This window comes from Streptococcus sp. KHUD_013 (assembly GCF_052588545.1).
The window spans coordinates 473,919-498,986 of the sequence record NZ_CP186264.1; the positions used below are offsets into that span (position 1 = coordinate 473,919).

23 protein-coding genes are annotated in these 25,068 nt (G+C 42.0%); 17 read left to right on the top strand and 6 right to left on the bottom strand.

Annotation, left to right across the window (positions count from 1 at the left end; genetic code table 11):
* Window positions 1-32 precede the first annotated feature (32 nt).
* A complete protein-coding gene (gene rsmG, locus ACOXXR_RS02120) occupies window positions 33-746 on the bottom strand; it encodes a 16S rRNA (guanine(527)-N(7))-methyltransferase RsmG (RefSeq protein ID WP_023024156.1) in 714 nt (237 codons plus the stop codon).
* 70 nt (window positions 747-816) lie between these two features.
* Between rsmG and ACOXXR_RS02125 the strand changes: the two genes are divergently transcribed.
* Window positions 817-1,377 carry a LemA family protein gene (locus tag ACOXXR_RS02125; RefSeq protein ID WP_117744591.1) on the top strand — a complete coding sequence of 187 codons (561 nt, stop codon included), beginning with the start codon at window positions 817-819 and terminating at the stop codon, window positions 1,375-1,377.
* Between the two features lies 1 nt (window position 1,378).
* Window positions 1,379-2,275, top strand: coding sequence for a zinc metalloprotease HtpX (gene htpX / locus ACOXXR_RS02130; protein ID WP_270308437.1), 897 nt, complete (start codon window positions 1,379-1,381; stop codon window positions 2,273-2,275).
* Between the two features lie 179 nt (window positions 2,276-2,454).
* Here the strand turns inward: htpX and ACOXXR_RS02135 are convergent, their stop codons facing one another.
* The 3 genes from ACOXXR_RS02135 to ACOXXR_RS02145 all read right to left on the bottom strand — a co-directional run bounded on the left by ACOXXR_RS02135 (window position 2,455) and on the right by ACOXXR_RS02145 (window position 4,971).
* A complete protein-coding gene (locus ACOXXR_RS02135; RefSeq protein ID WP_270308438.1) occupies window positions 2,455-3,675 on the bottom strand; it encodes a transporter in 1,221 nt (406 codons plus the stop codon).
* The gene (locus ACOXXR_RS02140) at window positions 3,672-3,848 is read right to left on the bottom strand and encodes a hypothetical protein (RefSeq protein ID WP_165851212.1); all 177 of its coding nucleotides are present in this window, start codon (window positions 3,846-3,848) and stop codon (window positions 3,672-3,674) included. Before ACOXXR_RS02140 ends, ACOXXR_RS02135 begins: the two co-directional genes overlap by 4 nt.
* A gap of 262 nt (window positions 3,849-4,110) precedes the next feature.
* Entirely contained in the window at window positions 4,111-4,971 is an 861-nt protein-coding gene (locus ACOXXR_RS02145) for a helix-turn-helix domain-containing protein (protein WP_120701698.1), read from the bottom strand.
* 207 nt (window positions 4,972-5,178) lie between these two features.
* Between ACOXXR_RS02145 and ACOXXR_RS02150 the strand changes: the two genes are divergently transcribed.
* From ACOXXR_RS02150 to ACOXXR_RS02165, 4 genes are all read left to right on the top strand, one after another.
* Window positions 5,179-5,718, top strand: a complete 540-nt coding sequence (locus ACOXXR_RS02150) for a YceD family protein (RefSeq protein WP_042361201.1) — start codon at window positions 5,179-5,181, stop codon at window positions 5,716-5,718.
* A gap of 124 nt (window positions 5,719-5,842) precedes the next feature.
* A complete protein-coding gene (locus ACOXXR_RS02155) occupies window positions 5,843-7,321 on the top strand; it encodes a flotillin family protein (protein ID WP_023027165.1) in 1,479 nt (492 codons plus the stop codon).
* A 168-nt stretch (window positions 7,322-7,489) separates the two neighbouring features.
* On the top strand, window positions 7,490-8,914 hold the full coding sequence (gene gndA, locus ACOXXR_RS02160) for an NADP-dependent phosphogluconate dehydrogenase (protein ID WP_006151777.1): 1,425 nt from the start codon (window positions 7,490-7,492) through the stop codon (window positions 8,912-8,914).
* Window positions 8,915-8,923: 9 nt separating this feature from the next.
* Window positions 8,924-9,613 carry a response regulator transcription factor gene (locus ACOXXR_RS02165; RefSeq protein ID WP_445278653.1) on the top strand — a complete coding sequence of 230 codons (690 nt, stop codon included), beginning with the start codon at window positions 8,924-8,926 and terminating at the stop codon, window positions 9,611-9,613.
* 58 nt (window positions 9,614-9,671) lie between these two features.
* Here the strand turns inward: ACOXXR_RS02165 and ACOXXR_RS02170 are convergent, their stop codons facing one another.
* Window positions 9,672-10,559 (bottom strand): IS3 family transposase, encoded by an 888-nt coding sequence (locus ACOXXR_RS02170; RefSeq protein WP_081697786.1) that lies wholly within the window; start codon window positions 10,557-10,559, stop codon window positions 9,672-9,674.
* Window positions 10,490-11,056 carry a helix-turn-helix domain-containing protein gene (locus ACOXXR_RS02175; RefSeq protein WP_023023319.1) on the bottom strand — a complete coding sequence of 189 codons (567 nt, stop codon included), beginning with the start codon at window positions 11,054-11,056 and terminating at the stop codon, window positions 10,490-10,492. Before ACOXXR_RS02175 ends, ACOXXR_RS02170 begins: the two co-directional genes overlap by 70 nt.
* Window positions 11,057-11,359: 303 nt before the next feature.
* Here ACOXXR_RS02175 and ACOXXR_RS02180 point away from each other — a divergent pair, with 303 nt between their 5' ends.
* From ACOXXR_RS02180 to murC, 11 genes are all read left to right on the top strand, one after another.
* Entirely contained in the window at window positions 11,360-13,549 is a 2,190-nt protein-coding gene (locus tag ACOXXR_RS02180; RefSeq protein ID WP_445278862.1) for a PTS transporter subunit IIBC, read from the top strand.
* Between the two features lie 63 nt (window positions 13,550-13,612).
* A complete protein-coding gene (locus tag ACOXXR_RS02185) occupies window positions 13,613-14,428 on the top strand; it encodes an endonuclease/exonuclease/phosphatase family protein (protein ID WP_023024137.1) in 816 nt (271 codons plus the stop codon).
* Window positions 14,429-14,541: 113 nt separating this feature from the next.
* On the top strand, window positions 14,542-15,015 hold the full coding sequence (nrdR, locus tag ACOXXR_RS02190; RefSeq protein ID WP_006595763.1) for a transcriptional regulator NrdR: 474 nt from the start codon (window positions 14,542-14,544) through the stop codon (window positions 15,013-15,015).
* Entirely contained in the window at window positions 15,016-16,188 is a 1,173-nt protein-coding gene (locus tag ACOXXR_RS02195) for a DnaD domain protein (RefSeq protein WP_023024135.1), read from the top strand.
* Window positions 16,189-17,088, top strand: a complete 900-nt coding sequence (gene dnaI / locus ACOXXR_RS02200) for a primosomal protein DnaI (RefSeq protein WP_023024133.1) — start codon at window positions 16,189-16,191, stop codon at window positions 17,086-17,088.
* Window positions 17,085-17,801, top strand: a complete 717-nt coding sequence (locus ACOXXR_RS02205) for an NADPH-dependent oxidoreductase (protein WP_445278654.1) — start codon at window positions 17,085-17,087, stop codon at window positions 17,799-17,801. Before dnaI ends, ACOXXR_RS02205 begins: the two co-directional genes overlap by 4 nt.
* A gap of 16 nt (window positions 17,802-17,817) precedes the next feature.
* Window positions 17,818-19,128 (top strand): ribosome biogenesis GTPase Der, encoded by a 1,311-nt coding sequence (gene der, locus ACOXXR_RS02210; RefSeq protein WP_023027162.1) that lies wholly within the window; start codon window positions 17,818-17,820, stop codon window positions 19,126-19,128.
* 6 nt (window positions 19,129-19,134) lie between these two features.
* Window positions 19,135-19,581, top strand: coding sequence for a hypothetical protein (locus ACOXXR_RS02215; protein ID WP_023024129.1), 447 nt, complete (start codon window positions 19,135-19,137; stop codon window positions 19,579-19,581).
* Between the two features lie 310 nt (window positions 19,582-19,891).
* A complete protein-coding gene (locus ACOXXR_RS02220; RefSeq protein WP_445278655.1) occupies window positions 19,892-22,987 on the top strand; it encodes a DEAD/DEAH box helicase in 3,096 nt (1,031 codons plus the stop codon).
* Window positions 22,988-23,044: 57 nt separating this feature from the next.
* Window positions 23,045-23,713, top strand: a complete 669-nt coding sequence (locus ACOXXR_RS02225; protein ID WP_023024127.1) for a hypothetical protein — start codon at window positions 23,045-23,047, stop codon at window positions 23,711-23,713.
* A 14-nt stretch (window positions 23,714-23,727) separates the two neighbouring features.
* The gene (gene murC / locus ACOXXR_RS02230; RefSeq protein ID WP_270615718.1) at window positions 23,728-25,062 is read left to right on the top strand and encodes a UDP-N-acetylmuramate--L-alanine ligase; all 1,335 of its coding nucleotides are present in this window, start codon (window positions 23,728-23,730) and stop codon (window positions 25,060-25,062) included.
* Window positions 25,063-25,068 lie beyond the last annotated feature (6 nt).

The following is a 25,068-nucleotide window of genomic DNA, read 5'->3' on the forward strand; positions in this document are numbered from 1 at the left end:
TTGACTTTATCCGCTTAGCCCTTTGTATCTTACTACAATGGCCGCTTATTGGGCATGCCAGCTTTTCTTGGATATTTATTAGGAGTTTCTTTTTTCTTCTCCACAACAGTGATGTAACGAGGATCTCCATTTGGCAATTCATACTGTAGATTGTCTTCGACCTTGCTAAAAAGGATGTTGAGGGCATTTTTTGCTTCTTCCAACTCTTCTGGAGCATTGCTGGCCTTGAGAGCGAGGAGACGTCCCCCTACTTTCAGGTAAGGGATGGTCAGTTCAGAGAGAACCTGCATGCGGGCAACCGCGCGGGCAGTTACGATATCAAATTGGGCACGAAAGGCCTTGTCTTGTGCAAAGTCCTCAGCTCGTCCATGGTAGAAATGTACTCCGCTCAAACCCAACTCTTCAGCTAGTAAATGAAGGAAATTGATTCGCTTATTGAGGGAATCAATAATGGTCACATCTAGCTCAGGGAATAGGATCTTCATTGGTAGACTCGGAAAGCCAGCACCAGCGCCGATATCCAAGAGACGGATGGGTTGGTTTTCAATCAAACCTTGTAAAATGGGTGCGATAGAATCATAAAAATGCTTGAGATAGACTTCATCTTTATCGGTGATAGCGGTGAGATTAATTTTCTCATTCCATTCCACGAGGAGCTCGAAATAGCGTTCGTATTGCTCTTTTTGTCGATCAGTTAGTGGGAAGCCGAGGTCGGCTAAACGGTCATAAAATTCTTCTGGTTTCATAAGATAATTTTACCACAAAATAAGGGAAATTTGATATACTGGTAGAAAGAAATGAAAGGAATTCAATAAAATGATTTGGATTATTCTTGGGATCCTAGTGGTCCTCGCATTTTTGGTCGTTGGAGTATACAACGGCTTGGTCAAAAGTCGGATGCAGACTCGGGAAGCTTGGAGTCAAATCGATGTGCAATTGAAACGTCGGAATGACTTGATTCCAAACTTGATCGAAACGGTTAAAGGGTATGCCAAGTACGAAGGAGATACTCTTGCTAAGGTCACTCAACTTCGTCAACAAGTTGCTCAAGCATCTTCACCTGCAGAAGCAATGGCAGCCAGTGATGCTCTTTCACGTCAAGTAGCAGGCATCTTTGCGGTTGCGGAAAACTACCCAGACTTGAAAGCTAACACCAACTTCATGCAATTGCAAGAAGAATTGACCAATACAGAAAATAAAATTTCTTATGCCCGTCAATTGTATAACAGTGTGACAAGCAACTACAATGTGAAATTGGAGACTTTCCCAACAAATGTGATTGCTGGAATGTTTGGCTTTAAACAAGCCGAATTCCTTCAAGTGCCTGAAGAAGAAAAAGCAGTACCAAAGGTGGACTTTAGCGGATTAGGAGACTAATATGCTGTTTGACCAAATTGCAAGCAATAAAAGGAGAACCTGGATTCTCCTTATTGCTTTTTTCATACTCTTGGCTCTCATCGGAGCAGCCGTTGGCTATCTCTGGTTAGGCTCCTCACTTGGTGGCGTCATCCTAGCGTTGATTATTGGTGGTATCTATGCCTTTAGCATGATCTTTCAATCGACGGAGGTCGTCATGCGGATGAATGGAGCGCGTGAGGTAACTGAGGATCAAGCCCCTCAACTCTACCACATTGTGCAAGATATGGCTATGGTGGCTCAGATTCCCATGCCCCGTGTCTATATTGTAGATGATCCATCCATGAATGCATTTGCGACAGGATCCAATCCTCAAAATGCTGCTGTTGCAGCAACGACAGGTCTTTTAGCTGTGATGAATCGGGAGGAATTAGAAGCAGTCATTGGACACGAAGTTAGCCATATTCGCAATTACGATATCCGCATCTCTACCATTGCAGTGGCCTTAGCCAGTGCCATCACGATGCTCTCTAGTATCGGAGGCCGGATGATGTGGTGGGGCGGTGGCCGTAGACGGGATGATGATCGAGAAGGTGGAAGTGGTTTAGAAATTATTGTTCTGATCCTTTCCTTGATTGCCATCGTTCTAGCTCCTTTAGCGGCGACCTTGGTGCAGTTAGCCATTTCTCGTCAAAGGGAGTTCCTAGCGGATGCTTCCAGTGTCGAATTGACACGGAATCCTCAAGGGATGATCAATGCTCTTTTGAAACTGGATCATAGTGCGCCCATGCAACGAGAAGTCGATAGTGCTAGTAGCGCTCTCTTCATCAACGATCCAAAAAAAGAATCAGGCTTTCAAAAGCTCTTTTATACCCACCCACCTATTGCAGAACGGGTGGAAAGACTAAGAAACATGTAAAGTGAGAGTGGGACAGAAATCGGTCATTCGTTAGACTTCGATTTCGTCGTCCCACCTCCGCACAGTTGAGTAGGGCTGTAAAAGCTGATGAAATCAGGGTAGTAGAGCCTACTCAACCACTGCGTCTTGCTCGACAATTCAAAGACAATTGAGAGGCTAGGACTTTTGTCCCAGCCTCTTTATTTACTTGATAAGAGGACAGTACCGAAACCAAGGAAGGCAAATATTCCCCAAGCAAGAGAGAGGTTCCAGATAGCTAAGCTAGAGAAAAGGGCTGTTCCAAGTGGCATGGCAAAGCTTACCATCAGTCCCAAAAAGCTAGAGGTAGAAGCTAATTTTTCAGCTGGCAGTTTGCTCATTAAAAGACTGGAAACTTTTGGATTTATTTTTGCAACAAGATAACTGAGGAAAGTGATGAGTAAAAGGGAAAGGATATCCCAGCGTACCAAAATATTTGTGAGGCCAAGGATGCTCAGGCCACTTGCAATCCACAGTAGGATATGATGGAGCGATTGCTTGGAAAAATAGTCATGGGGTGTCAGGCTAGCCCAGACCATACTTAAGATCGTTACAGCTTCTAAAATCAAGAGAGATTGGCTGAAGCTCAAATGAAAGAAGGGAGAGTGAAGCAGTTGCAAATTGTAGATCCCAGAGATGGATCCCCCTAAGGCATTGATGAAAATTAAGGATAGGAGAAGTTTTCCAAAATTGTGAACCTCTTCGTCTGCAAAGATAGTGGTGACATTGCGATACATGTCTCGACATTCTTGAAGGAAAGAAACGTTCTTACTAGATTCCACTTGAATAGGTTCGTGGGTCAGTTGACTTCGTCGGATGAAAAGACAAGTGGAAGAAAGGAGAAATGTCAGAGCATTGATCGAAGCGACTAGTGCAAAATTTTGATGGCTGATGGCTAGAAGCCAAACTCCTAGAGCTTGTCCAGAAATCGAGCAGACCATACTAAGCAGTTGATTAAAGGAATAAGCTTCCATTAAATCCTCGCTAGGGATGTTCTTCTGCATAATGGGAAGTTGCAAGCCCCCGCGATAATCACTGAAACAATCTGACACAATATTCAAGAAGCAAACGATCGAAAAGGCCAGGTAACCTGGAATCTTGGTCATCAGTGCAATGATGACGAAAAGAACAGCTTGCAGAAAGCCCATTCGGATTAGCCAGTCAGCTTTTTTAGCGGTGTAATCGGCCTTTATTCCAATGAAAATGGTGAAAAGACTTGGGATAAAAACAATGAGATTGGCGATCCCAACTGCGAGACTTGGATGGGGCATGCTAGCCGCAAAGACCACAAAGACAAGGTTGTATATTGCAGCACCAATGGTATTCAAAAAACGTGAAAGACTGAGTAAGGCAAAGATGGGATTGCGAAATAAGAGTTTCATAAGCTTTCCTCCTTCTGTTTAGCAGATAAAATAACTTCTCTTGAATGGTGCAAGACCTGCTTGATAAGAGACAGTTTCTCTTCTTCTGTCAGTTCTAATTTTTCCTCTTTAAAATAAAAACTAGTATTTTTAAGAAAATAATGAAGGAGACGATTCTTTGGTTTGCTTATCATACTGGGACCTCTTTCTTTTCTTGATGATCCTATTGTAGACCTCAAAAATAAGAAAAACAAAATGTTGCATATTTTCAACAAAAAGAGGCTGGGACAAAAGTCCTAGCCTCTCAATTATCTTTGGATTGTCGAGCAAGACGCAGTGGTTGAGTGGGCTCTACTACGCTGATTTTATCAGCTTTTACATCCCTACTCAACTGTGCGGAGGTGGGACGACGAAATCGAATTCTAACGAATTACCAATTTCTGTCCCACTCTCTTTTCAGGATTCCTTGATGAGTTCTTGCATGCCCTGTTTGTAGTAGTTGGCACTGACCTTACAATCCAGAATAGAGAGGACCTGGATGGCCTGTTCCATCTTTTCAAGACCAGTTTCTTTTTCTCCCTTTCGATAGAGAAATTCCCCTTTGGCATAGAGATAAACCGTCCGAAGGTAGGCTTCGTTTTCGGAGTAAAAGTGGTCCTTGATCAGCTGATCAAAATAAGATGCATCTTCAAATTCATTTGAACTGATGGCCAGAAAAAATCCATTGAGAAAAATAGAGTTGAGGGCAGGAAGAGAAGAGTCTAGGAGAAGCTTGAAGTCCTCCCGTTGGACCAATTCCTCTGTGTACTGTCGATAGAGCTGACTGGAAAAAAGTGGAGAGGTTAGTGAAAATAGGCTTAATTCAAAATTTCCCCAGACCATGACAGAGAAGAGGTAGTCATAGAGGAAATCTAGTTCCTCTTGGTTAGCAGTCAACTCTACCTCAGTAAAGTTGCCAAGCATTTGGGCCTTGAGAATAATGCTGGCTAAGAAGTCTTCTTTTTTGTGCTCTTTCTGATAAGCTAGCTGGTAGCTTTGGTACAAGGCTTGATCATGTTCCAAGCTCATGTTTTCATAGTGCTCTTTCAACAATTTGGGGATAAAGGAGTGCTGATCGATCCCTGCTAGATGGGAAAACTCACTGAGGCTTGTTTTGATCTGTTGCAAGGCATGAAAAAAGCGTTGGGTCGTCAGGTCATTTTCTCCTCTTTCAAATCGTGACAGCATGGAGCGCGAAAACTCCCCGCCTGTAGCTTCTTCTAATGAAATATGGCGACTTTCCCGTATTTGTCGAAAAACTGCTCCGATGTCTTTCATGTTTTCTCCTCTATCTATACAAGGACCAATGCCTTAGCAAATGAACCTCTTTTATCCAAGAGATTGTGGGACCTTGGTGTACAACACCAATAGGTCTAGTACACTGTATCTTTTTCATGATTATAACAAATTTTTTAGGAGACTTCTTGGTTGAAGGGACAGCTTCATGATATACTAGTAGTATCTAGAAGATGTGAGGGCAAAAGAATGAACTTATATACACAAGAAATCCGTAAAAATCCTGAAGGACTGGCTTTTGATCAAGAGTTGGATTTGCTAAAAGAATTGCAAAAGCGCAATCCAGAAATTCTTGATTTAAAGGATGTGACAGCGACAGGGCGAGTAGCCTATGATACAGGTCTCTATGTCTTGGATTACCAATTGACCTATACCATCGTCCTTGCCTCTAGCCGAAGCATGGAACCCGTTGAGCTTCAAGAGAGCTATCCTGTGACAGAGGTGTTCGCTGAGGACGCACAGTCAGAGGCAGATATCGAAGCTCTTGAGGAAGATCTGATCCTTCCTATCGAAGGGGGCAGAATTGATCTGAGTGAAAGCGTGGCAGATAATATCCTGCTCAATATTCCTCTCAAGGTTCTCACTCCGGAAGAAGAGGCTGGACACGGCTTTATCGAGGGCAATGATTGGAAAATCATGACAGAAGAAGAGTACCAAGAAGCTCAAGCGGTTAAGAAAGAAGAAAATAGTCCTTTTGCTGGTCTCCAAGGTTTATTTGAGGAAGAATAGGCTAGGGATGACATATTAAAAATCTAAACATAAATACAGGTCTTTTCTTTGAGGAAAAGACTTCTTTTGATATACTAAGATTTATAAACAACAGAGGGAAGACCTCTGAAAAAAGGAGAAAAGTATGGATACATTATTTATTCCAGGCTGGTTGATAACAGGTCTCATTGTTGCTGTCATTATTGTAGTTTTGCTTGTAAAAGGCTACGTGAACGCTAAACCAAACGAAGTTGTTGTTATTACAGGTCTTCGGAAGCAACGCCACTTACGCGGGAAAGCTGGTTTTATGATTCCCTTTGTCGAACAACGCTCTTATCTTGATATTGAGCAATTCTCGACAGATGTTCGGACATCTGAAGCAGTCCCAACACTGGACTTCATTAACGTCCGTGCCGATGCAGCTGTTAAATTAAAAATCGGTACAACCGATGAGATGATTGCCCGTGCTGCAGAGAACTTCTTGAACTGGAATACGACAGATATTTCCAATTCTGTCCAAGATGTCTTGGAAGGAAACTTGCGGGAAGTGATCGGTCAGATGGAGCTCCGTAAGATGGTCAATGACCGTCAAGAGTTTGCCTCAAAGGTGCAAGACAACGTAGCGCCAGACTTGGCTAAAATGGGTCTGGAAGTCATCGCCTTTACGGTTCAATCTTTCTCTGATGAAGGGGGAGTCATTGATAACCTTGGTATCGAAAATGTTGAAACCATCAAGAAGGATGCCTTGATTGCTAAAGCCAAAGCAGAACGCGAGCGCAAAGAAGTAGAAGCGGAACAAGATAAGCTAGCCAACGACAAACGCGTCGCAGCCGACCTTGAAATCGCGCAAAAACAAAATGAGTTGAAACTCAAACAAGCAGCCCTCAAGCAAGAAGCAGATATTGCTCAAGCCAAGGCAGATGCTGCGAAAGGGATTGAGGCAGAAGTGCAACGTCGTGAACAAGAGCGCGTGGCAGCTGAAGCTAACATCATGAAACAAGAGAAAGAAGCGGAAGTTAAGGAACGCGAAGTTAAGGTTCGTGAGCAAGAATTGGATGCCAACATCCGTAAGCAAGCCGAAGCTGAAAAGTATGCTCGTCAACAAGCAGCCGAAGCAGAATTGATCGAACGCCAACGCAAGGCGGAAGCTGAACTTTTCGAAACACAAAAAGAAGCGGAAGCTCGGAAAGCTCAAGCCGAAGCAGAGAAATTTGCCCAATTGCAAGAGGCAGAAGCCATCGAAGCCAAAGGTCGTGCAGAAGCTGAAGCCATTCGCTTGAAACTAGAAGCCGAAGCCAAAGGTTTGGACCAAAAGGCAGAAGCGATGAAGAAAATGCAAGAAGCAGCCATTACTGAAATGGTCGTTGATAAGTTGCCTGAAATTGCGCGTGCTGTCGCTGAGCCATTGACCAAGGTGGATAAGATCACCATGTATGGTGAAGGAAACGCCTCTAAGATGGTGGGTGATATCATGCAAAGTATCGATCAAGTCTCTCAAGGAGCTGGATTTGATATCCGTCAATTACTAGCAGGAGCTCTTGGGGTCAATATGACGGTCAACAAACTCAAAGAAGGAGAACAACCGGTCATTGAAGCGGATGAATTAGCTTCAAAAGAAGATTAATGCCATTCATAAGTAAGTGTCTGAGAACTGTTTCTCGGGCACTTTTGTTTTTAAGATCAAATGACTTGTATGATCTTCTCTCTCTTGGAGAAGTGGGAAGCTATTTTCTGCTTTCATTTGATGTCAAAAAATGGTAGAATATAGGCAAACTATAAAGAGGAGTGTCACATGACAAAAGCAAACTTTGGTGTTGTTGGTATGGCCGTAATGGGTCGTAACCTTGCCCTTAATATTGAATCTCGTGGATACACAGTTGCTATCTATAACCGTAGTAAAGAAAAAACAGAAGATGTTGTTGCTTGCCATCCTGAAAAGAACTTTGTGCCAAGCTATGATATCGAAAGCTTTGTAAACTCAATTGAAAAACCACGTCGTATCATGCTTATGGTTCAAGCAGGACCTGGTACAGATGCAACCATCCAAGCCCTTCTTCCACACTTGGATAAAGGCGATATCTTGATTGACGGAGGAAACACTTTCTACAAAGATACTATCCGTCGTAATGAAGAGTTGGCCAACTCTGGTATCAACTTTATCGGTACTGGTGTCTCTGGTGGTGAAAAAGGTGCCCTTGAAGGTCCTTCTATCATGCCTGGTGGACAAAAAGAAGCGTATGAATTGGTAGCAGACGTTCTTGAAGAAATCTCTGCCAAAGCACCAGAAGATGGCAAACCATGTGTGACTTACATCGGTCCTGATGGAGCTGGTCACTACGTGAAAATGGTCCACAACGGTATCGAGTATGGGGACATGCAATTGATCGCAGAAAGCTATGATTTGATGCAACACTTGCTTGGACTTTCAGCTCAAGATATGGCTGAAATCTTCACTGAGTGGAACAAGGGCGAATTGGACAGCTACTTGATCGAAATCACGGCTGACATCCTTGGACGTAAAGATGATGAAGGTCAAGATGGACCAATCGTAGACTACATCTTGGATGCTGCAGGTAACAAGGGAACTGGTAAATGGACTAGTCAATCAGCGCTTGACCTTGGTGTGCCTTTGTCACTTATTACGGAGTCAGTATTTGCACGCTACATCTCTACTTACAAAGAAGAGCGTGTACACGCTAGCAAGGTACTTCCAAAACCAGCTGCCTTCAAATTTGAAGGAGATAAGGCTGAGTTGATCGAAAAGATCCGTCAAGCCCTTTACTTCTCAAAAATCATTTCTTACGCACAAGGTTTTGCACAATTGCGTGTGGCATCTAAAGAAAACAACTGGAACTTGCCTTTTGCAGACATCGCTTCTATCTGGCGCGATGGCTGTATCATCCGTTCTCGTTTCTTGCAAAAGATCACGGATGCCTACAACCGTGATGCAGATTTGGCTAACCTTCTTTTGGATGAGTACTTCTTGGATGTCACTGCTAAGTACCAACAATCTGTTCGTGATATCGTAGCTCTTGCAGTTCAAGCTGGTGTACCAGTACCAACCTTCTCAGCAGCCATCACTTACTTCGATAGCTACCGTTCAGCGGACCTTCCAGCCAACTTGATCCAAGCGCAACGTGACTACTTCGGTGCTCACACATACCAACGTAAGGATAAAGAAGGTACCTTCCACTATTCTTGGTACGACGAAAAATAATTGTAGGTTATGACAAAGCGGATATTACTAGTAGAAAATGAAAAGAATTTAGCGCGCTTTATTGATTTAGAACTTCAGAAAGCAGGCTATGTAGTTGATTTGGTAGAACAAGGGGAAATGGCCTTGAAACTCCTGCAGGCTACAGAATATGATTTAATTCTTCTCAATTACGAACTAGAAGATATGAGTGGGGAAGAGTTTGCCCAGCGTCTGAGCAAGATTCGTCCTGCGGCAGTCTTGATTGTCTTAGATAGTCGTGAGAAAATTTCAGAGCATATGGAGAGTATCCAACGATTTGCGGTATCTTATGTCATCAAACCATTCGTGATCAGTGATTTGGTTGAGAAAATCGTCGCTATTTTTAGAGGCCGTGATTTTATTGGCCAACATTGTAATCAGATGAAAGTTCCCACTTCCTATCGGAATTTGCGAATTGATGTCGAGAATCATATGGTGTATCGGGGAGAAGAAGTAATTGATCTGACACGTCGTGAATATGATTTATTAGCAACTTTGATGGGAAGCAAACATGTCCTTAGTCGGGAGCAACTCTTAGAGCGGGTGTGGAAATATGAGAGTACAGCAGAAACCAATATCGTTGATGTCTATATTCGCTATCTTCGTGGGAAAATAGATCTTCCAGGACAAAAGAGCTATATCAAAACTGTCCGAGGTGTCGGCTACCAAATGCAAGAATAACAACAATCCCTTTGATGAGAAATGATATGTACCCAGAATCCTGGACACATGTTATGAACTAAGTGGAACACATGGATGCTATCCTGTACATTACAGGTGGCATCCATTTTGTTTTTCCTTGTATTCTTTCATTGTTGTAATAACTTATGTATTCATCTAGTGCTTTTGAAAAGCTCTCAAATGATTCATATTCTTTCTCGTAGCTGTAGTACATTTCATTCTTTAGACGTCCAAAGAATGTTTCCATAATGCAATTATCTATACAATTGCCACGTCTAGACATTGATTGGATAATTCCCCTGTTTTTTAGTTCCTGACGATAGTAGTTGTGTTGATATTGCCATCCTTGATCTGAATGAAATATTAATCCTGTAAGTGATTTGAACTTTTTAAACGCCATCTCTAGCATTCTCTTGATTTGATTTAGGTTTGGACTCATCGACAAGTCATATGAAATAACTTCATTTGTGTACATATCAATTATCGGAGAAAGGTAACACTTTCCCCATGAAAAGTTAAACTGAGATACATCAGTTGTCCACTTCTGAAGTGGTGCTGTTGCTGTAAAGTCTCTATCTATTATGTTTGGTGCTACTTTACCTACTTCACCCTTGAATGAGTGATACTTTTCTTTAGGTCTTTTGCCTTGCAATCCAAGTGAATGCATGATACGTTGTACTCTTTTATGATTGACAGAATTTCCACGTCTTAAGAGCTCTCTATACACTCTTCTCACACCATATCTACCTTTATGCTGGCTAAATATTTTCTTGATTTCTTCAGTGAGCTTAATATTTCTAAAGTCTACAGTATCAACTTTACTGATTTCGTAGTAGTAAGTTGATTTAGGCATATTTAAACCTTTTAGTAGGTGCTTTAATTGGTATCCTTCTTCTCTGAGCGCTTTGATGATTGCTGCTTTTTCGCCTTGAGTTGCGCAGCCCATCTTTCTTGCCTCAAGGCGATCCTTTTTTTTACTACTTCAATCTCCGCTTTCATTGCCGCAATTTCTTCTCTTAGTCTGATTAACTCTTCACGTTCTGATTCAGTTAAAGGTTTGGGCTTAATCGTTTTCTTTTTCATAACAGGGTTCTTACTCTTGCGACCTTTCTTTTTATTCACAAGACCATTGTAACCTAATTCTTTGTATTTGCGAACCCAGGTATATAGCATTCCATTATTTATACCTGCAGAAACAGCAACTGACTTGTTGGATTGTCCTGCTAATACTTTAGCAACTAATTCATATTTCGCTTCAGGGGTCCACACTTTGTTATTACCTAAGTGCTTTAATGCATCTGGTCCATTTTCTTCTTCGATACGAGCCCAGTATCGAACCATTAGATGAAAGTTTGATGTTTTTATTCCTTCTGGTGTTTCAGGCCATATTCCTTTTCTATATAGCTCAATACACTCTAACTTATACTCATGACTGTAACGCATGAAAATACCCTCCTTACTGGGTGTCCAGTAAAGAGGGTACATATCAAAATCTCAAAGGGATTTTTTTGTTTGTCAAAAAGGAAGAAAGAAAAATTTTTTAAAAAAATTTTTTTAAAATCTTGTGAAAGAAGCAAACGTTTGTCTGGATTACAGTATTTCCAAGGCCTTTGTATATAATGTTTGTGAATTAAAAATTTACATGTAAGGGCTTTACAAAAGAAAAAAAAGTGGTATAATAGGAAGTGAAATATGCAAACGTTTTCTCGTATTGCGGGCATTTCAATTTTATAAGGAGGTCGAATGATGAATAAACAATCATTCAAAAGTCTATTAAGCTTTGAATTTTGGCAAAAATTCGGTAAAGCGTTGATGGTGGTCATTGCAGTTATGCCGGCGGCAGGTCTGATGATCAGTCTTGGTAAAACCATTGCAATGATTAATCCAGAACTTGGTTTCTTGGTAACTACCGGTGGTGTTCTTGAACAGATCGGTTGGGGGGTTATCGGAAACCTCCACATCCTCTTTGCTCTCGCTATCGGTGGTAGCTGGGCGAAAGAACGTGCGGGTGGGGCCTTTGCAGCAGGTCTATCCTTTATCCTGATTAACCGGATCACTGGTGTGATGTTCGGTGTAACAGGAGATATGCTGAAAGATCCAGAAGCGAAGGTGAAAACACTTCTTGGTGGATCTATCAAGGTTGCTGATTACTTCACGAGTGTGTTAGAATCACCTGCCTTGAATATGGGAGTTTTCGTTGGGATTATTGCCGGTTTTGTAGGGGCAACAGCCTTTAACAAATACTACAACTACCGCAAGTTACCAGATGCCCTATCATTCTTTAACGGGAAACGCTTTGTTCCATTTGTCGTTATCCTTCGTTCTGCAATTGTGGCTCTTATCTTGTCATTCTTATGGCCAGTAGTCCAAACAGGAATTAACAACTTTGGTATTTGGATTGCTAACTCAAAAGAGACTGCTCCAATCTTAGCACCATTTGCTTTCGGTACCTTGGAACGTCTCTTGCTTCCATTTGGTCTTCACCACATGTTGACTATCCCAATCAACTATACTCAATTGGGTGGTACTTATGAAGTGTTAACTGGTGCAGCAAAAGGCACTCAAGTATTTGGTCAAGATCCACTTTGGTTGGCTTGGATTACAGACTTAGGAAATACAAAAGTTTCTGACCCTGCTACTTACCAACACTTGTTGGATACTGTCACACCTGCTCGTTTCAAAGTGGGACAAATGATCGGTTCATTCGGTATCTTGATGGGGGTTGCCCTTGCCATTTACCGTAATGTAGACTCTGATAAGAAACACAAATACAAAGGGATGATGATTGCGACTGCTCTTGCAACCTTCCTCACAGGGGTTACAGAACCAATCGAGTACATGTTTATGTTCGTAGCAATGCCTCTTTACCTCGTTTATGCAGTGGTACAAGGTGCAGCCTTCGCGATGGCAGATATCGTCAATCTCCGTGTCCATTCATTTGGATCAATTGAGTTCTTGACTCGTACACCAATGACCATTAAAGCTGGTATTGGTATGGATATCATTAATTTCATCTGGGTAACTGTACTTTTTGCAGTGATCATGTACTTCATTGCAAACTTCATGATCCAGAAATTTAACTACGCAACTCCTGGACGTAATGGAAACTACGAACAAGCTGAGGGTGGTGCAGAAGAGTCTGAAACTTCAGGTTCAAGTAAAGTGGCTGCTGCTTCTCAAGCGGTTAACATCATTAACCTTCTTGGTGGTCGTGCCAATATCGTCGATGTAGATGCATGTATGACTCGTCTTCGTGTTACTGTTAAAGACGAAACAAAAGTCGGAACAGAAGAACAATGGAAGGCTGAAGGAGCAATGGGACTTGTCATGAAAGGACAAGGTGTCCAAGCGATTTACGGTCCAAAAGCGGACGTCTTGAAATCAGATATCCAAGATTTGTTAGACTCAGGTGAAGTGATTCCTGAAACTCTTCCAAGTCAAAAGACAGCGGTTCAACAAGCAGAAGTTGCCTTTAAAGGGGTGACGGAAGAAGTTCACTCAGTTGCTGAAGGACAAGTCATTGAATTAGAAAAAGTTCAAGATCCAGTCTTCTCACAAAAAATGATGGGTGACGGATTTGCAGTTGAACCAGCAAATGGTCAGATTGTTTCACCAGTAGCTGGTAAGGTGACAAGCGTCTTCCCTACCAAACATGCGCTTGGTTTGGTAACAGAATCTGGTCTTGAAGTCCTCGTTCATATCGGTCTTGATACTGTAAGTTTGGAAGGTAAACCTTTCACAGTGAAGGTAGAAGAAGGCCAAACAGTGGCAGCGGGAGACCTATTGGTAGAAGCAGATTTGGATGCTATTCGTGAAGCTGGACGTGCAACTTCAACAGTTGTAGTCTTCACAAATGGTGCAGCAATTAAATCTGTTACTCTTACACAAACTGGTCAACTTCCAGCAGATGCTGTGGTTGCTAAGGTTGAATTATAATCTATGAGAGTTATTCCTTGTATCTATTGGATACAGGGAATTCTCTATTAGGAGAGTAGGATCATGAAATTTTTAACTTTAAACACTCATAGTTGGATGGAAGAAAATCCCCAACAAAAATTTGAGGACTTATTAAAAGACATTCTTGCAAAGCAATACGATGTGATTTGTTTCCAAGAAATAAATCAGACCATCGAAAGTCCAGTTGTTCCTGTTAATGACTTGTACCATCCAACTCCTTCTGCGGAGCCGATCCATCAGGATCACTATGTTCGTTGTTTAGTTGAAAAATTAGAAGAAGAAGGATTGAGCTACCACTGGACCTGGGCTTATAACCATATCGGCTATGACCGTTATCATGAAGGTGTGGCGATTCTATCGCGTACCCCAATCCAGGCAAGCGAACTCTTGGTTTCAGATGTGAATGATCCAACAGATTATCATACACGACGGATTGCCATTGCAGAAACCCAAGTTGATGGGAAAGACATTGCTGTTGCCAGTGTTCACCTCTCTTGGTGGGACAAAGGCTTCCAGCAAGAGTGGGCGCGTTTAGAAGAACGCTTTAGCCAATTGCAAAAGCCTTTGATTTTAGCTGGGGACTTTAATAATCCAGCTGGGCAAGAAGGTTATGAAGCCATTTTAGCGAGCCCGCTAGCTCTTCAAGATAGCTTTATTGAAGCTCGCCAGACCAAGGGGACTTACACTGTAGGTCCTGGAATTGATGGATGGGATGATAATCAAGTACCCTTGCGGATTGATTATATTTTCACCTCAAAAGAATGGGTTATCGAACGGCTAGAAGTTGTGTTTGATGGTTCTAGTCAGCCTCTCGTTAGCGACCATTATGGTTTGTCAGCTGACTTGTATTTACCATAATATTCAAATCCCTATCCCTCCAGGAGGCTAGGGATTTTCTTTATTTCCCTTGCTTTCACTTTAGCCCTAAATATGATAGAATAAAGTATTAAGAAACGATAAGGAGGGTGTCCATGCGGTGTCCAAAATGTGGCGGAAATAAGTCTAGTGTTGTAGATAGTCGCCAGGCAGAAGACGGGAAAACGATTCGTAGAAGAAGAGAATGTGATGAATGTCATCATCGCTTCACCACTTATGAACGAGTAGAAGAGCGGACTCTTGTTGTGGTGAAAAAAGATGGCACCCGGGAACAGTTTTCTAGAGATAAAATATTTAATGGGATTATTCGATCTGCTCAGAAACGTCCCGTGTCGAGTGACGAAATTGAGGAAATTGTGGGGCGAATCGAACAAAAGATTCGTAGTCAGAGTGAAAATGAGATCCAGAGTGACTATATCGGATCACTTGTCATGGACGAGTTAGCAGAATTGGACGAAATTACCTATGTTCGATTTGCGAGTGTCTATCGTAGTTTCAAGGATGTTGGTGAATTGGAAAGTCTCTTAAAGCAGATTACCAAAGGAACGAAGAAGAAAAAGGAAAAATAGATGAAGCCCAATACTTCATTTTCTTTCTTGAAGAATAATTATTTAGCGCCTACAGGAGCCTCTTTCACGCATCTGTATGGACCAATATTAGGTGTTCAAGCAAGTCAATTATATACTTTTCTGCTGAGTCTCTATGATCAGGGGAAAGAAAAACGGCTGATTGCTGTTGTTTTAAATCATTTGGATCTAGGGTTCGCTCATTTTCTCGAAAGTCTAGACCGTTTGATTGCCATGAATTTACTAGAGGTTTTTGAGACAGATGAAGGACTTCAGTTCCGATTTTTGGCTCCGCTAGAAGCAGATCAATTTTTCGCGAATGTCGCTTATCAGAAGTTGCTGGAGAAAAAAATAGGAGAAGCAGCAGTTCGTGACTTGCTTCCTGAAAAACCAGAGGGAGAGAAACGGAAGGTGAACTTTGCCTCTGTTTTTGGGATTGATGGTGTTTCGACCCCTCAGAGGAAAGTATCTTCCTTCAGTTTAGAGCACTTTAAACAATTAATGGTGCGGGATGGCCTTCGTTTTGAGAACGAACAAGAGGACCTCTTAGTTCTTTATGCCATCACCGAAGAGAAGAATTGGACTTGGTACGAGACCTATCTGTTGGCCAAAGAGACAGCGGTTAATTTGGTCATTTCGACCAAACGGATGAGACAAAAACTGACCCAAGAGCCACAAGAAAAAGGTAAGGATGAGTTCACTCCGCAGGAAAGAGCTATTATCCGGGAAGCTAAAAATAAGACTAGTCGTCAATTTTTAGCAGGAATTAAAAAAGCGCGTAAGGCTGTTGTGACCCAATCAGAACGCCAAGTAATTTCTGACTTGGCCCGTTTAGGCCTGTTAGATGAAGTTATTAATGTGATCTTGTTGTTGACCTTTAACAAGGTTGCTTCCGCCAATCTCAATGAAAAGTATGCCTTAAAAGTTGGAAATGACTTTGCTTATGAGGGGATAAAGACGGCTGAGGAGGCAGTTCTGAAGATCCGCCAGCGCCAAGACTCCCATTTACAAAAAGCAAAAGAGAAAGTAGCTAAGAGTGGGTCAGCGACAGGAAAGACCAATGTTCCGAAGTGGAGTCAGCCTAACTATACCAATCAGACTAGCCAAGAAGAACAGGCTAATCTGGAACAACAAAAACGAGCCTTGCTCGAGAAATTAAATCAAGGAGGGGAGTAAATGGAGAGCGTAGGGAAAACCATGTCCCAGATGAATCGATCACAGCAGTTCAATTATGAAGAATTGGTAGCTCAAATTCTCGCCGAACCTGAGATTGCAACCTTTATTCAAAAGGAAGGTTTATCGGATGTAGAAATCCGTCGTAGCATTTCCAAATTTAACCAATACATCAGTGAGCGCAATCGCTTTGTCCTTGGGGATGCAGATTATATTGCAAGAGGGTATAAGCCTGTTTTAGTCATGAATGAAGGTTATGCGGATGTTTCCTATGAGGAGACACCTGAATTAATCGAGGCACAAAAACAAGCCGCTATCAATAGACGCTTGCAGCTGATCAACTTACCAAGCACCTTGAAGGAAGCTTCCTTAGCCAAAGTCGACTTGGATGATCGTGGGCGTTTTGGAGCCTTTGAAGAGTTGGCCAATTTTGTTGCTTCCTATCCTCAAGCTCGTAAAGGGATTTTTCTATATGGAGATTTTGGAGTTGGGAAAAGCTATATGATGGCAGCCCTTGCTCACGACTTGTCTGAAAAACGGCAGGCTTCTTCAACGATTCTGCATTTTCCAAGCTTTGTCATCGATGTCAAAAATGCGATTAACACAGGACAAGTTAAAGAGATGCTAGATCAAGTCAAGAAGGCTGAAATCTTGATTCTTGATGACATTGGGGCAGAGCAAATGTCGCCTTGGGTGCGGGATGAAGTCTTGCAAGTGATTTTGCAACACCGGATGCAGGAGATTCTTCCAACCTTCTTTACCTCCAATTTCAATTTTGAAGACTTGGAACGTCATTTTGCTACGTCTCGGAATGGAGATGAGACTTGGCAAGCCAAACGTGTCATGGAGCGAATTAAGTTCCTGGCTAAAGAAGTGCGCCTAGAAGGAGAAAATCGCCGATGAATACTGTTATTGATTTGATGAAATCTCATTCCTCTGTCCGTCGCTTTAAAGAGGAGGATATCAAGGAGGAAGATCTTCGAGCGATCCTAACAGCTGGGCAAATGGCTTCCTCTTGGAAAAATTTTCAGTCCTATTCCATCATCTTAGTGAGAAGCCAAGAAAAGAAAGAGGCACTGTATCAATTTGTCCCTCAGGAGGCCATCCGTCAATCCTCTGTCTTCCTATTGTTTGTAGGAGATCTCAACCGAGCTGAAAAAGGGGTTCGGATGCATACGGATCAATTCCATCCAGAAGGACCGGATAATTTGTTGATTACTTCTGTAGATGCTGCCTTGGCAGGTCAAAATACTTTGTTGGCTGCAGAGAGTTTAGGCTATGGAGGGGTCATTATCGGCTTGGTGCGTTATCAAGCTTCTGAAGTGGCTAAATTATTTAATTTACCAGACTATACCTATCCTGTCTTTGGGATGGCTTTAGGGGTGCCAAATCAGAATCATCCTGTTAAACCACGCCTTCCTTTTGAAGCTGTTGTATTTGAGGAAAGCTATCAAGTGCAGACTCCTGAGGTGATTGAAGCCTTTGACCAAGTACAGACTGCCTATGCTGGAGCACGGGCAACAGATACTTGGAGTCAACGCTTGGCTGCCCAATTTGGACAGGAGGAACCAGCTGCTACGGCAGAGTTATTAAAGAAACACCAACTAGAAAAATAAGAGAAAAGAGGATACCATGGCTTTACCTACTGTTGCCATTGTAGGACGTCCTAATGTCGGGAAATCCACGCTCTTTAACCGGATTGCCGGTGAGCGGATCTCCATTGTCGAGGATGTCGAAGGAGTTACTCGGGACCGTATTTATGCAACGGCGGAGTGGCTAAACCACCAATTTAGTATTATCGATACTGGCGGGATTGATGACGTGGACGCACCTTTCATGGAGCAAATCAAGCACCAAGCTGAGATTGCCATGGATGAAGCCGACGTCATTGTCTTTGTAGTATCTGGAAAAGAAGGGATTACCGATGCGGATGAATATGTCGCTCGGATGCTCTACAAGACTCACAAACCAGTCATTTTAGCAGTCAATAAAGTGGATAATCCAGAGATGCGAAATGACATCTATGATTTCTACGCTCTAGGCCTGGGAGAACCCTTGCCAGTGTCATCTGTACACGGGATTGGTACAGGGGATGTCTTGGATGCCATCGTTGAAAATCTTCCAACGGATCGCGAAGCAGAAAATCCAGACGTCATTAAGTTTAGTTTGATTGGTCGTCCAAATGTTGGAAAATCAAGCTTGATCAATGCCATCCTTGGAGAAGACCGCGTCATTGCTAGTCCTGTGGCTGGGACTACGCGAGATGCGATTGACACCCATTTCACGGATGCTGAAGGCCAAGAATATACCATGATTGATACTGCAGGAATGCGGAAATCTGGTAAGGTCTATGAAAATACAGAGAAGTATTCTGTGATGCGAGCTATGCGGGCTATCGATCGTTCGGATGTAGTCTTGATGGTCTTGAATGCGGAAGAAGGTATCCGAGAGTACGATAAGCGGATTGCCGGATTTGCCCATGAAGCAGGAAAAGGGATGATTATCGTGGTCAATAAGTGGGATACCCTTGAAAAGGATAACCACACCATGAAGCAATGGGAAGATGATATTCGCGATCAATTCCAATATCTTTCTTATGCTCCCATTATCTTTGTCTCTGCATTGACCAAACAACGCTTGCACAAGCTACCAGACATGATCAAGCAAATTAGTGATAGCCAAAATACTCGCATTCCTTCAGCTGTCTTGAACGATGTCATTATGGATGCTATTGCCATTAATCCGACACCGACAGATAAAGGAAAACGCCTGAAAATCTTCTATGCGACTCAGGTTGCTACCAAGCCACCAACTTTTGTGGTCTTTGTCAATGAAGAAGAACTCATGCATTTCTCTTATCTTCGTTTCTTGGAAAATCAAATTCGGAAAGCCTTTGTCTTTGAAGGGACCCCGATTCACTTGATCGCTCGGAAACGGAAGTAGGGCTTTATGAAAATTTTGAAACAAGGACTCCTTCTTGTTATCACATTTTTTGTATTTCTGGGACTGACAGCTTGTAGCCTTGAAAGAGAAGAAACCTATGAGAAAAAATTTAAAGACAGTATTGTTCGAGTGACTATTCGACATAGATCCAATCAAATGATCTCTGAAGAGTTTTGGGCTGATAATTTTAATGTACATATTGAAGATGACTCTGAATTCGAATATATAAAAAAAGAGATTGTTGATTCCAAAAAAGGAATTTCGGGCTATACAACAGATGTGAGTCGTACGAAAGAGGATGGGCTGATGATTCATACCAAAATCGTCTACCAAGACCTAGATGTTGAAGCCTTCAATAAAGCCAATGATGAGAAAAAAACGATTGGAGAACTGGTCGACTATTCAGATCATATCAAGAACCTCAAAAAAGAAGGTTTTAAGAGAATAAAATAAAGAGAGTGGGACAGAAATCGGTAATTCGTAAGAATTCGATTTCGTCGTCCCACCTCCGCACAGTTGAGTAGGGCTGTAAAAGCTGATGAAATCAGCGTAGTAGAGCCCACTCAACCACTGCGTCTTGCTCGACAATCCAAAGACAATTGAGAGGCTAGGACTTTTGTCCCAGCCTCTTTTTGAATAAAAAAAGAAAAGTGGGCTTAGATGATGGTAAAATGAGGCATTGAATTCTTTACAATTCTTTGTCTTCTTTTTCTATTTTAGAGGGGATATGTTATAATAAAGAGATAAACATAAGGTGGTAAATATGGCAAAATTAATTCCTGGGAAAATCCGTTCAGAAGGAATCCTTCTCTATGAAAACGGCAAAGTAACCCTACAGGAAATGAAAAATCAGTACCTCTATTTCAGAATTGACAATGACTCCCTCCGATATAGCCTGGATGATCAAGCAATTTTTTGTAGTTGTGATTTTTTCCAGAAGAAAAAATTCTGTGTGCATTTAGCTGCGGGTGAAGCCTTTTTAAAAAATGATGAAAAAGGGAAGGAACTCTTGCTTGGTTTGGAGCAATATGCAACAGAAAGCCAAGAAACAAAGGAAAAAGTATCCTTTGGAAGTTTGTTTTTAGATCAGGTCCTACCAAAAATTGAAAGTAAAGAGATCCGTTTTGGTCTCTCAGCAACCGGTCATGTGGACGACTATTCTGGTCAGTTTTTGTGGACCCTTCGTATCTATCGCAGACCGGATGAGAGAACGTATGTAGTGCGGGATGTTGTGGCTTTTTTGCAAGCTATCAGAAAGCAGTCCCATTTTGCGATTGGGAAAAGTTATTACGAGCCGATTTCCTATGCGGCCTTTGACCCTGAAAGTCGCGCCTTGATACGATTCTTAGAAGGGTTATTATCGGGGGACACGGTACATGATGCTCTATTCTTTCCAAATGGAGGCCGTCACCTTTACTTTCCAATGAGCTTCTTTGAAGAGGCTGTGCAATTATTGATGGATTTACCGTCCTTTACCCTTGAAGTCGGGATGGATACCTATCAGGAAGTTTTCTTTCAAGAACTCCAGGAAGATTCAGGCTTGTTTTCTTTCCAAGTCGTGGAAATGAAGGAGTTTATCGAACTACAGGTCCAAGTGGCTTCCTATAAAATGGTGGAAGGTCGCTTTCTTTTGGTAAATGGCCATTTTTACCAAATCTCCCCACTGCAAAAGATTTTGATTGAGGCTGTTCAGAGTTTACCCCTATCTAGTGATCAGAAGAGACATGTTCAATTTGATTTGTCAGATCAGACCAAATTGACCTATAGCTTAGAGCAATTCAGGAAAATTGGTGAGGTGAAAGCACCAAGTAACTTTTATATCCATGATTTTCAACCTCACTTTACTTTTGATTTATCTGAACAGGGAGAAGTGTTGTTAGAAGTAGCATTTGTCTACGAAGATTGTATCGTTTGCTCTGACCAAGAACTTAAGAATCTGCCTTATTCCAGTAATTTTGATAAGGAACGTTTGGTTTTTGAAACCATTTTGGCAGCTGGTTTTACCAATCACTTTCAAACCAAACGGTCTCCTCTTCTTCCTAAACAAATCTATCCTTTCTTTCAGCAGACCCTTCCATTATTTGAACAACTAGGAGAGGTGGACGCTTCGGAGAAATTGTTGGATTTGTATCAGGTGGAGAAGCCCAAGATTGACATTCAAACCAGTGGACGACTGCTTGAAATCGGTTTTGAATTTGACTCCATTGATCCTTCTGAAGTTGACCAAGTCATGAGTGCCTTAATCGAGAAGAATGACTATTACATCAGTCAAACAGGGAAGGTCCTTATCTTTGATGAAGAAACCAAGCGGATCAGTCAGACCTTATTGAATCTTCGCGCAAAGAAGACAAAAACAGGTCAGTTGCAGACCAATCGCATTGCAGCTTTCCAGCTCTCCCAGTTATTTGAGACAGCTGACAATGTCCGATTTTCTGAAGAGTTTCGTCATTTGGCTCATGATTTGATTCATCCAGAGCAATTTCCATTAGGTAAGCTGCAAGTAACAGCTAAACTACGAGATTATCAGGAAGTAGGAGTCCGCTGGCTATCCATGCTCAATCACTACGGCTTTGGGGGAATTTTGGCAGATGATATGGGACTTGGAAAGACACTCCAGACTATTGCCTTTCTCTCGAGTGTTGCGACAGCAGATTCTAAGATTTTGATCTTAGCTCCATCTAGTTTAATCTATAATTGGAAAGAGGAGTTCGAAAAGTTCGCCCCACAAATGAAAGTAGAGGTCATTTATGGCCTTAAAGCAAGTCGCGACGAGATTATTGCAAGCAATCCTCAGGTAGCGATTACCAGTTATGCTTCCTTCCGTCAGGACGTAGAGCAATACGAAAAAAATCAGTACCAATACTTAATCTTGGATGAAGCGCAGGTCATGAAAAATTCCCAAACCAAAATTGCTCAATACTTACGGAAATTCGATGTTCCTCATACTTTTGCTTTGTCGGGAACACCAATAGAAAACCATGTGGAGGAACTCTGGTCGATTTTCCAAATTGTTCTTCCTGGTTTATTTCCCGGTAAAAAAGAATTTAAACAATTGAGTCCAGAGACCATTTCTCACTACGTCAAGCCTTTTATCATGAGACGGAAAAAAAGTGAAGTCTTGCAGGAGCTTCCGGATTTGATTGAGATGACCTATAAGAATGAATTGGCTGACGATCAAAAAACGATCTATTTAGCCCAGTTGAAGCAAATGCAAGACCGCATTCTAAGCTCTTCTGAAGAGGAACTCAATCGCAGTAAGATGGAAATCTTATCTGGTTTGATGCGTCTTCGTCAGATTTGTGATACTCCATCCCTCTTTTTAGAGGACTATACTGGAGAAAGTGGGAAGCTGGATAGCCTTCGAGAATTGCTAGAGCAGATCAAAGATGGAAACCAACGAGTGTTGATCTTCTCACAATTTAGGGGCATGTTGGATATCATTGAAAAAGAGTTGGATGCTTTGAAGATGACTTCGTTTAAAATCACAGGATCTACGCCAGCTAATGAGCGACAAGATATGACTAACGCCTTTAACTCCGGTCAAGGGGATGCCTTTCTCATTTCCTTGAAGGCAGGTGGAGTTGGCTTGAATTTGACAGGTGCTGACACGGTTATTTTGGTTGACCTATGGTGGAACCCTGCGGTAGAAGATCAAGCCATTGGCCGTGCCCATCGAATGGGACAAGATAAGAATGTTGAGGTCTACCGGATGATTACTCGAGGGACCATCGAAGAAAAAATTCAAGAGCTCCAGACTAGCAAACGTCATTTAGTTTCTACCATATTAGATGGCACCGAAACGCGCTCCAGCCTTTCTATTGAAGAAATTCGGGAAATTTTGGGTATTTCGGTAGAATAACTTGAAAAATTAAATGAATAGTTTATAATTAATGAAGTGTCGAAAGGAAGAAATAGGATGACGGATAAGCAGTTTCCTCAAGTAGCAGATGATGAATTGATGCTAACTCAAATGCCCCATATGAATTTATATGATGATGGGGACTTCATTAGTAATATTCTTGGGGAGTATACAGATAAAAACTATTTAGAATGGGAGCCAATTGCTACTGGAAAGGTAGCAGAGCAACCTTATCAAAAAAATCTACAAAAATCCCTTCAAAAACCATTTGAAGTGCCTAAGTCAAGAAGGCAGCCGATGACTCCTGATTTCAAGGAGCCTGTTGATAAAAAGAGCCCGGCGAATCGCTACGCAGAAGAAGCTCGGGAAGCAGCGCGTGCTGATTTGAAAAAGAAGCGGACGGCTCCGTATTTGACGGCGGATATTGCATCTAAGCCTAATCGTAAGAAATTCACCCCTTCTTTCATGCCAAAAGTGAAGCCAACAGCTCCTTTTCAAAAAGAAAATCCAGGTGAATTGATCAAATATGGCGAGCGACTGAAACAAGAGCAATTGATCCTTTTAGAAGGGGCTGAGAAAGTTCCAGTTCAAGAATCCCATCAAGAAGAGAAACCAAAAAAGAACAATTATGATTTCTTGAAAAAGAGTCAAATCTATAACAAGGATCAACAGAACATTCCAACGAGACCTATTAAACAAGAACTCAATGTGACCAATCTGGACTAGCAGGAGGAGAAACTATGTCAAAAACATTTCATTTTATCGGAATAAAAGGAGCAGGTATGAGCGCCTTGGCTCTGATGCTCCATCAGATGGGACACACTGTACAAGGATCTGATGTGGAGAAATACTACTTTACACAAAGAGGTTTAGAGCAGGCAGGGATTACCATTTTACCATTCAGTGAAGAAAATCTTACCGGTGATCAAATCTTGATCGCAGGGAATGCGTTTAAACCTGAAAATAATGTAGAGATTGCTTATGCAGATGCTCAAGGCTACACCTATCAACGCTACCATGAATTCTTGGGTGAATTTATGCGTGATTTTGTCAGCATGGGAGTAGCAGGAGCTCACGGGAAAACTTCTACTACAGGGATTTTGTCCCATGTCTTGTCTAATATCACAGATACCAGCTATTTGATTGGTGATGGAACTGGCCGTGGTTCCAAAGGTGCTAAGTACTTTGTCTTTGAATCAGACGAGTACGAACGTCACTTTATGCCTTACCACCCAGAGTATTCGATTATCACCAATATTGATTTTGACCATCCTGACTACTTTACTGGCCTAGAAGATGTCTTTAATGCCTTCAATGATTATGCCAAACAAATCTCCAAAGCCTTGTTCATCTATGGGGAAGATCCTGAGCTTCGTCGGATTGCAGCTAATGCCCCAATCTATTACTATGGCTTTGAAGAAGAGGGCAATGATTTTGTAGCCAGTGATCTCTTGCGTTCTACTACTGGATCAACCTTTAGTGTTCACTTCCGTGGAGAAGATTTGGGACAGTTCCAAATCCCATCCTTCGGACGTCACAATATCATGAATGCAACAGCGGTTGTCGGCTTGCTTTATATCGCTGGCTTTGATCTTGATTTAGTTCGGGAACACTTAAAAACATTTGGCGGGGTCAAACGTCGCTTTACAGAAAAGATTGTCAACGATACCGTCATCATTGATGACTTTGCCCACCATCCAACTGAAATCATTGCTACTTTGGATGCGGCACGTCAAAAGTATCCAAGTAAGGAAATCGTAGCGGTCTTCCAACCTCATACCTTTACTCGGACGATTGCTCTCTTGGATGAATTTGCGGATGCCTTGAACCAGGCCGATGCAGTTTACTTGGCACAGATTTATGGATCAGCCCGTGAAGTGGATCATGGGGATGTAAAAGTGGAAGATCTAGAAGCGAAAATCATCAAGAAATCAGGTGTGATTACAGCTGAAAACGTTTCTCCACTCTTGGATCATGACAATGCTGTCTATGTCTTCATGGGAGCAGGAGATATCCAGACCTATGAATATTCATTTGAACGTTTACTTGGGAACTTGACCAATAACGTTCAATAAGGAGAT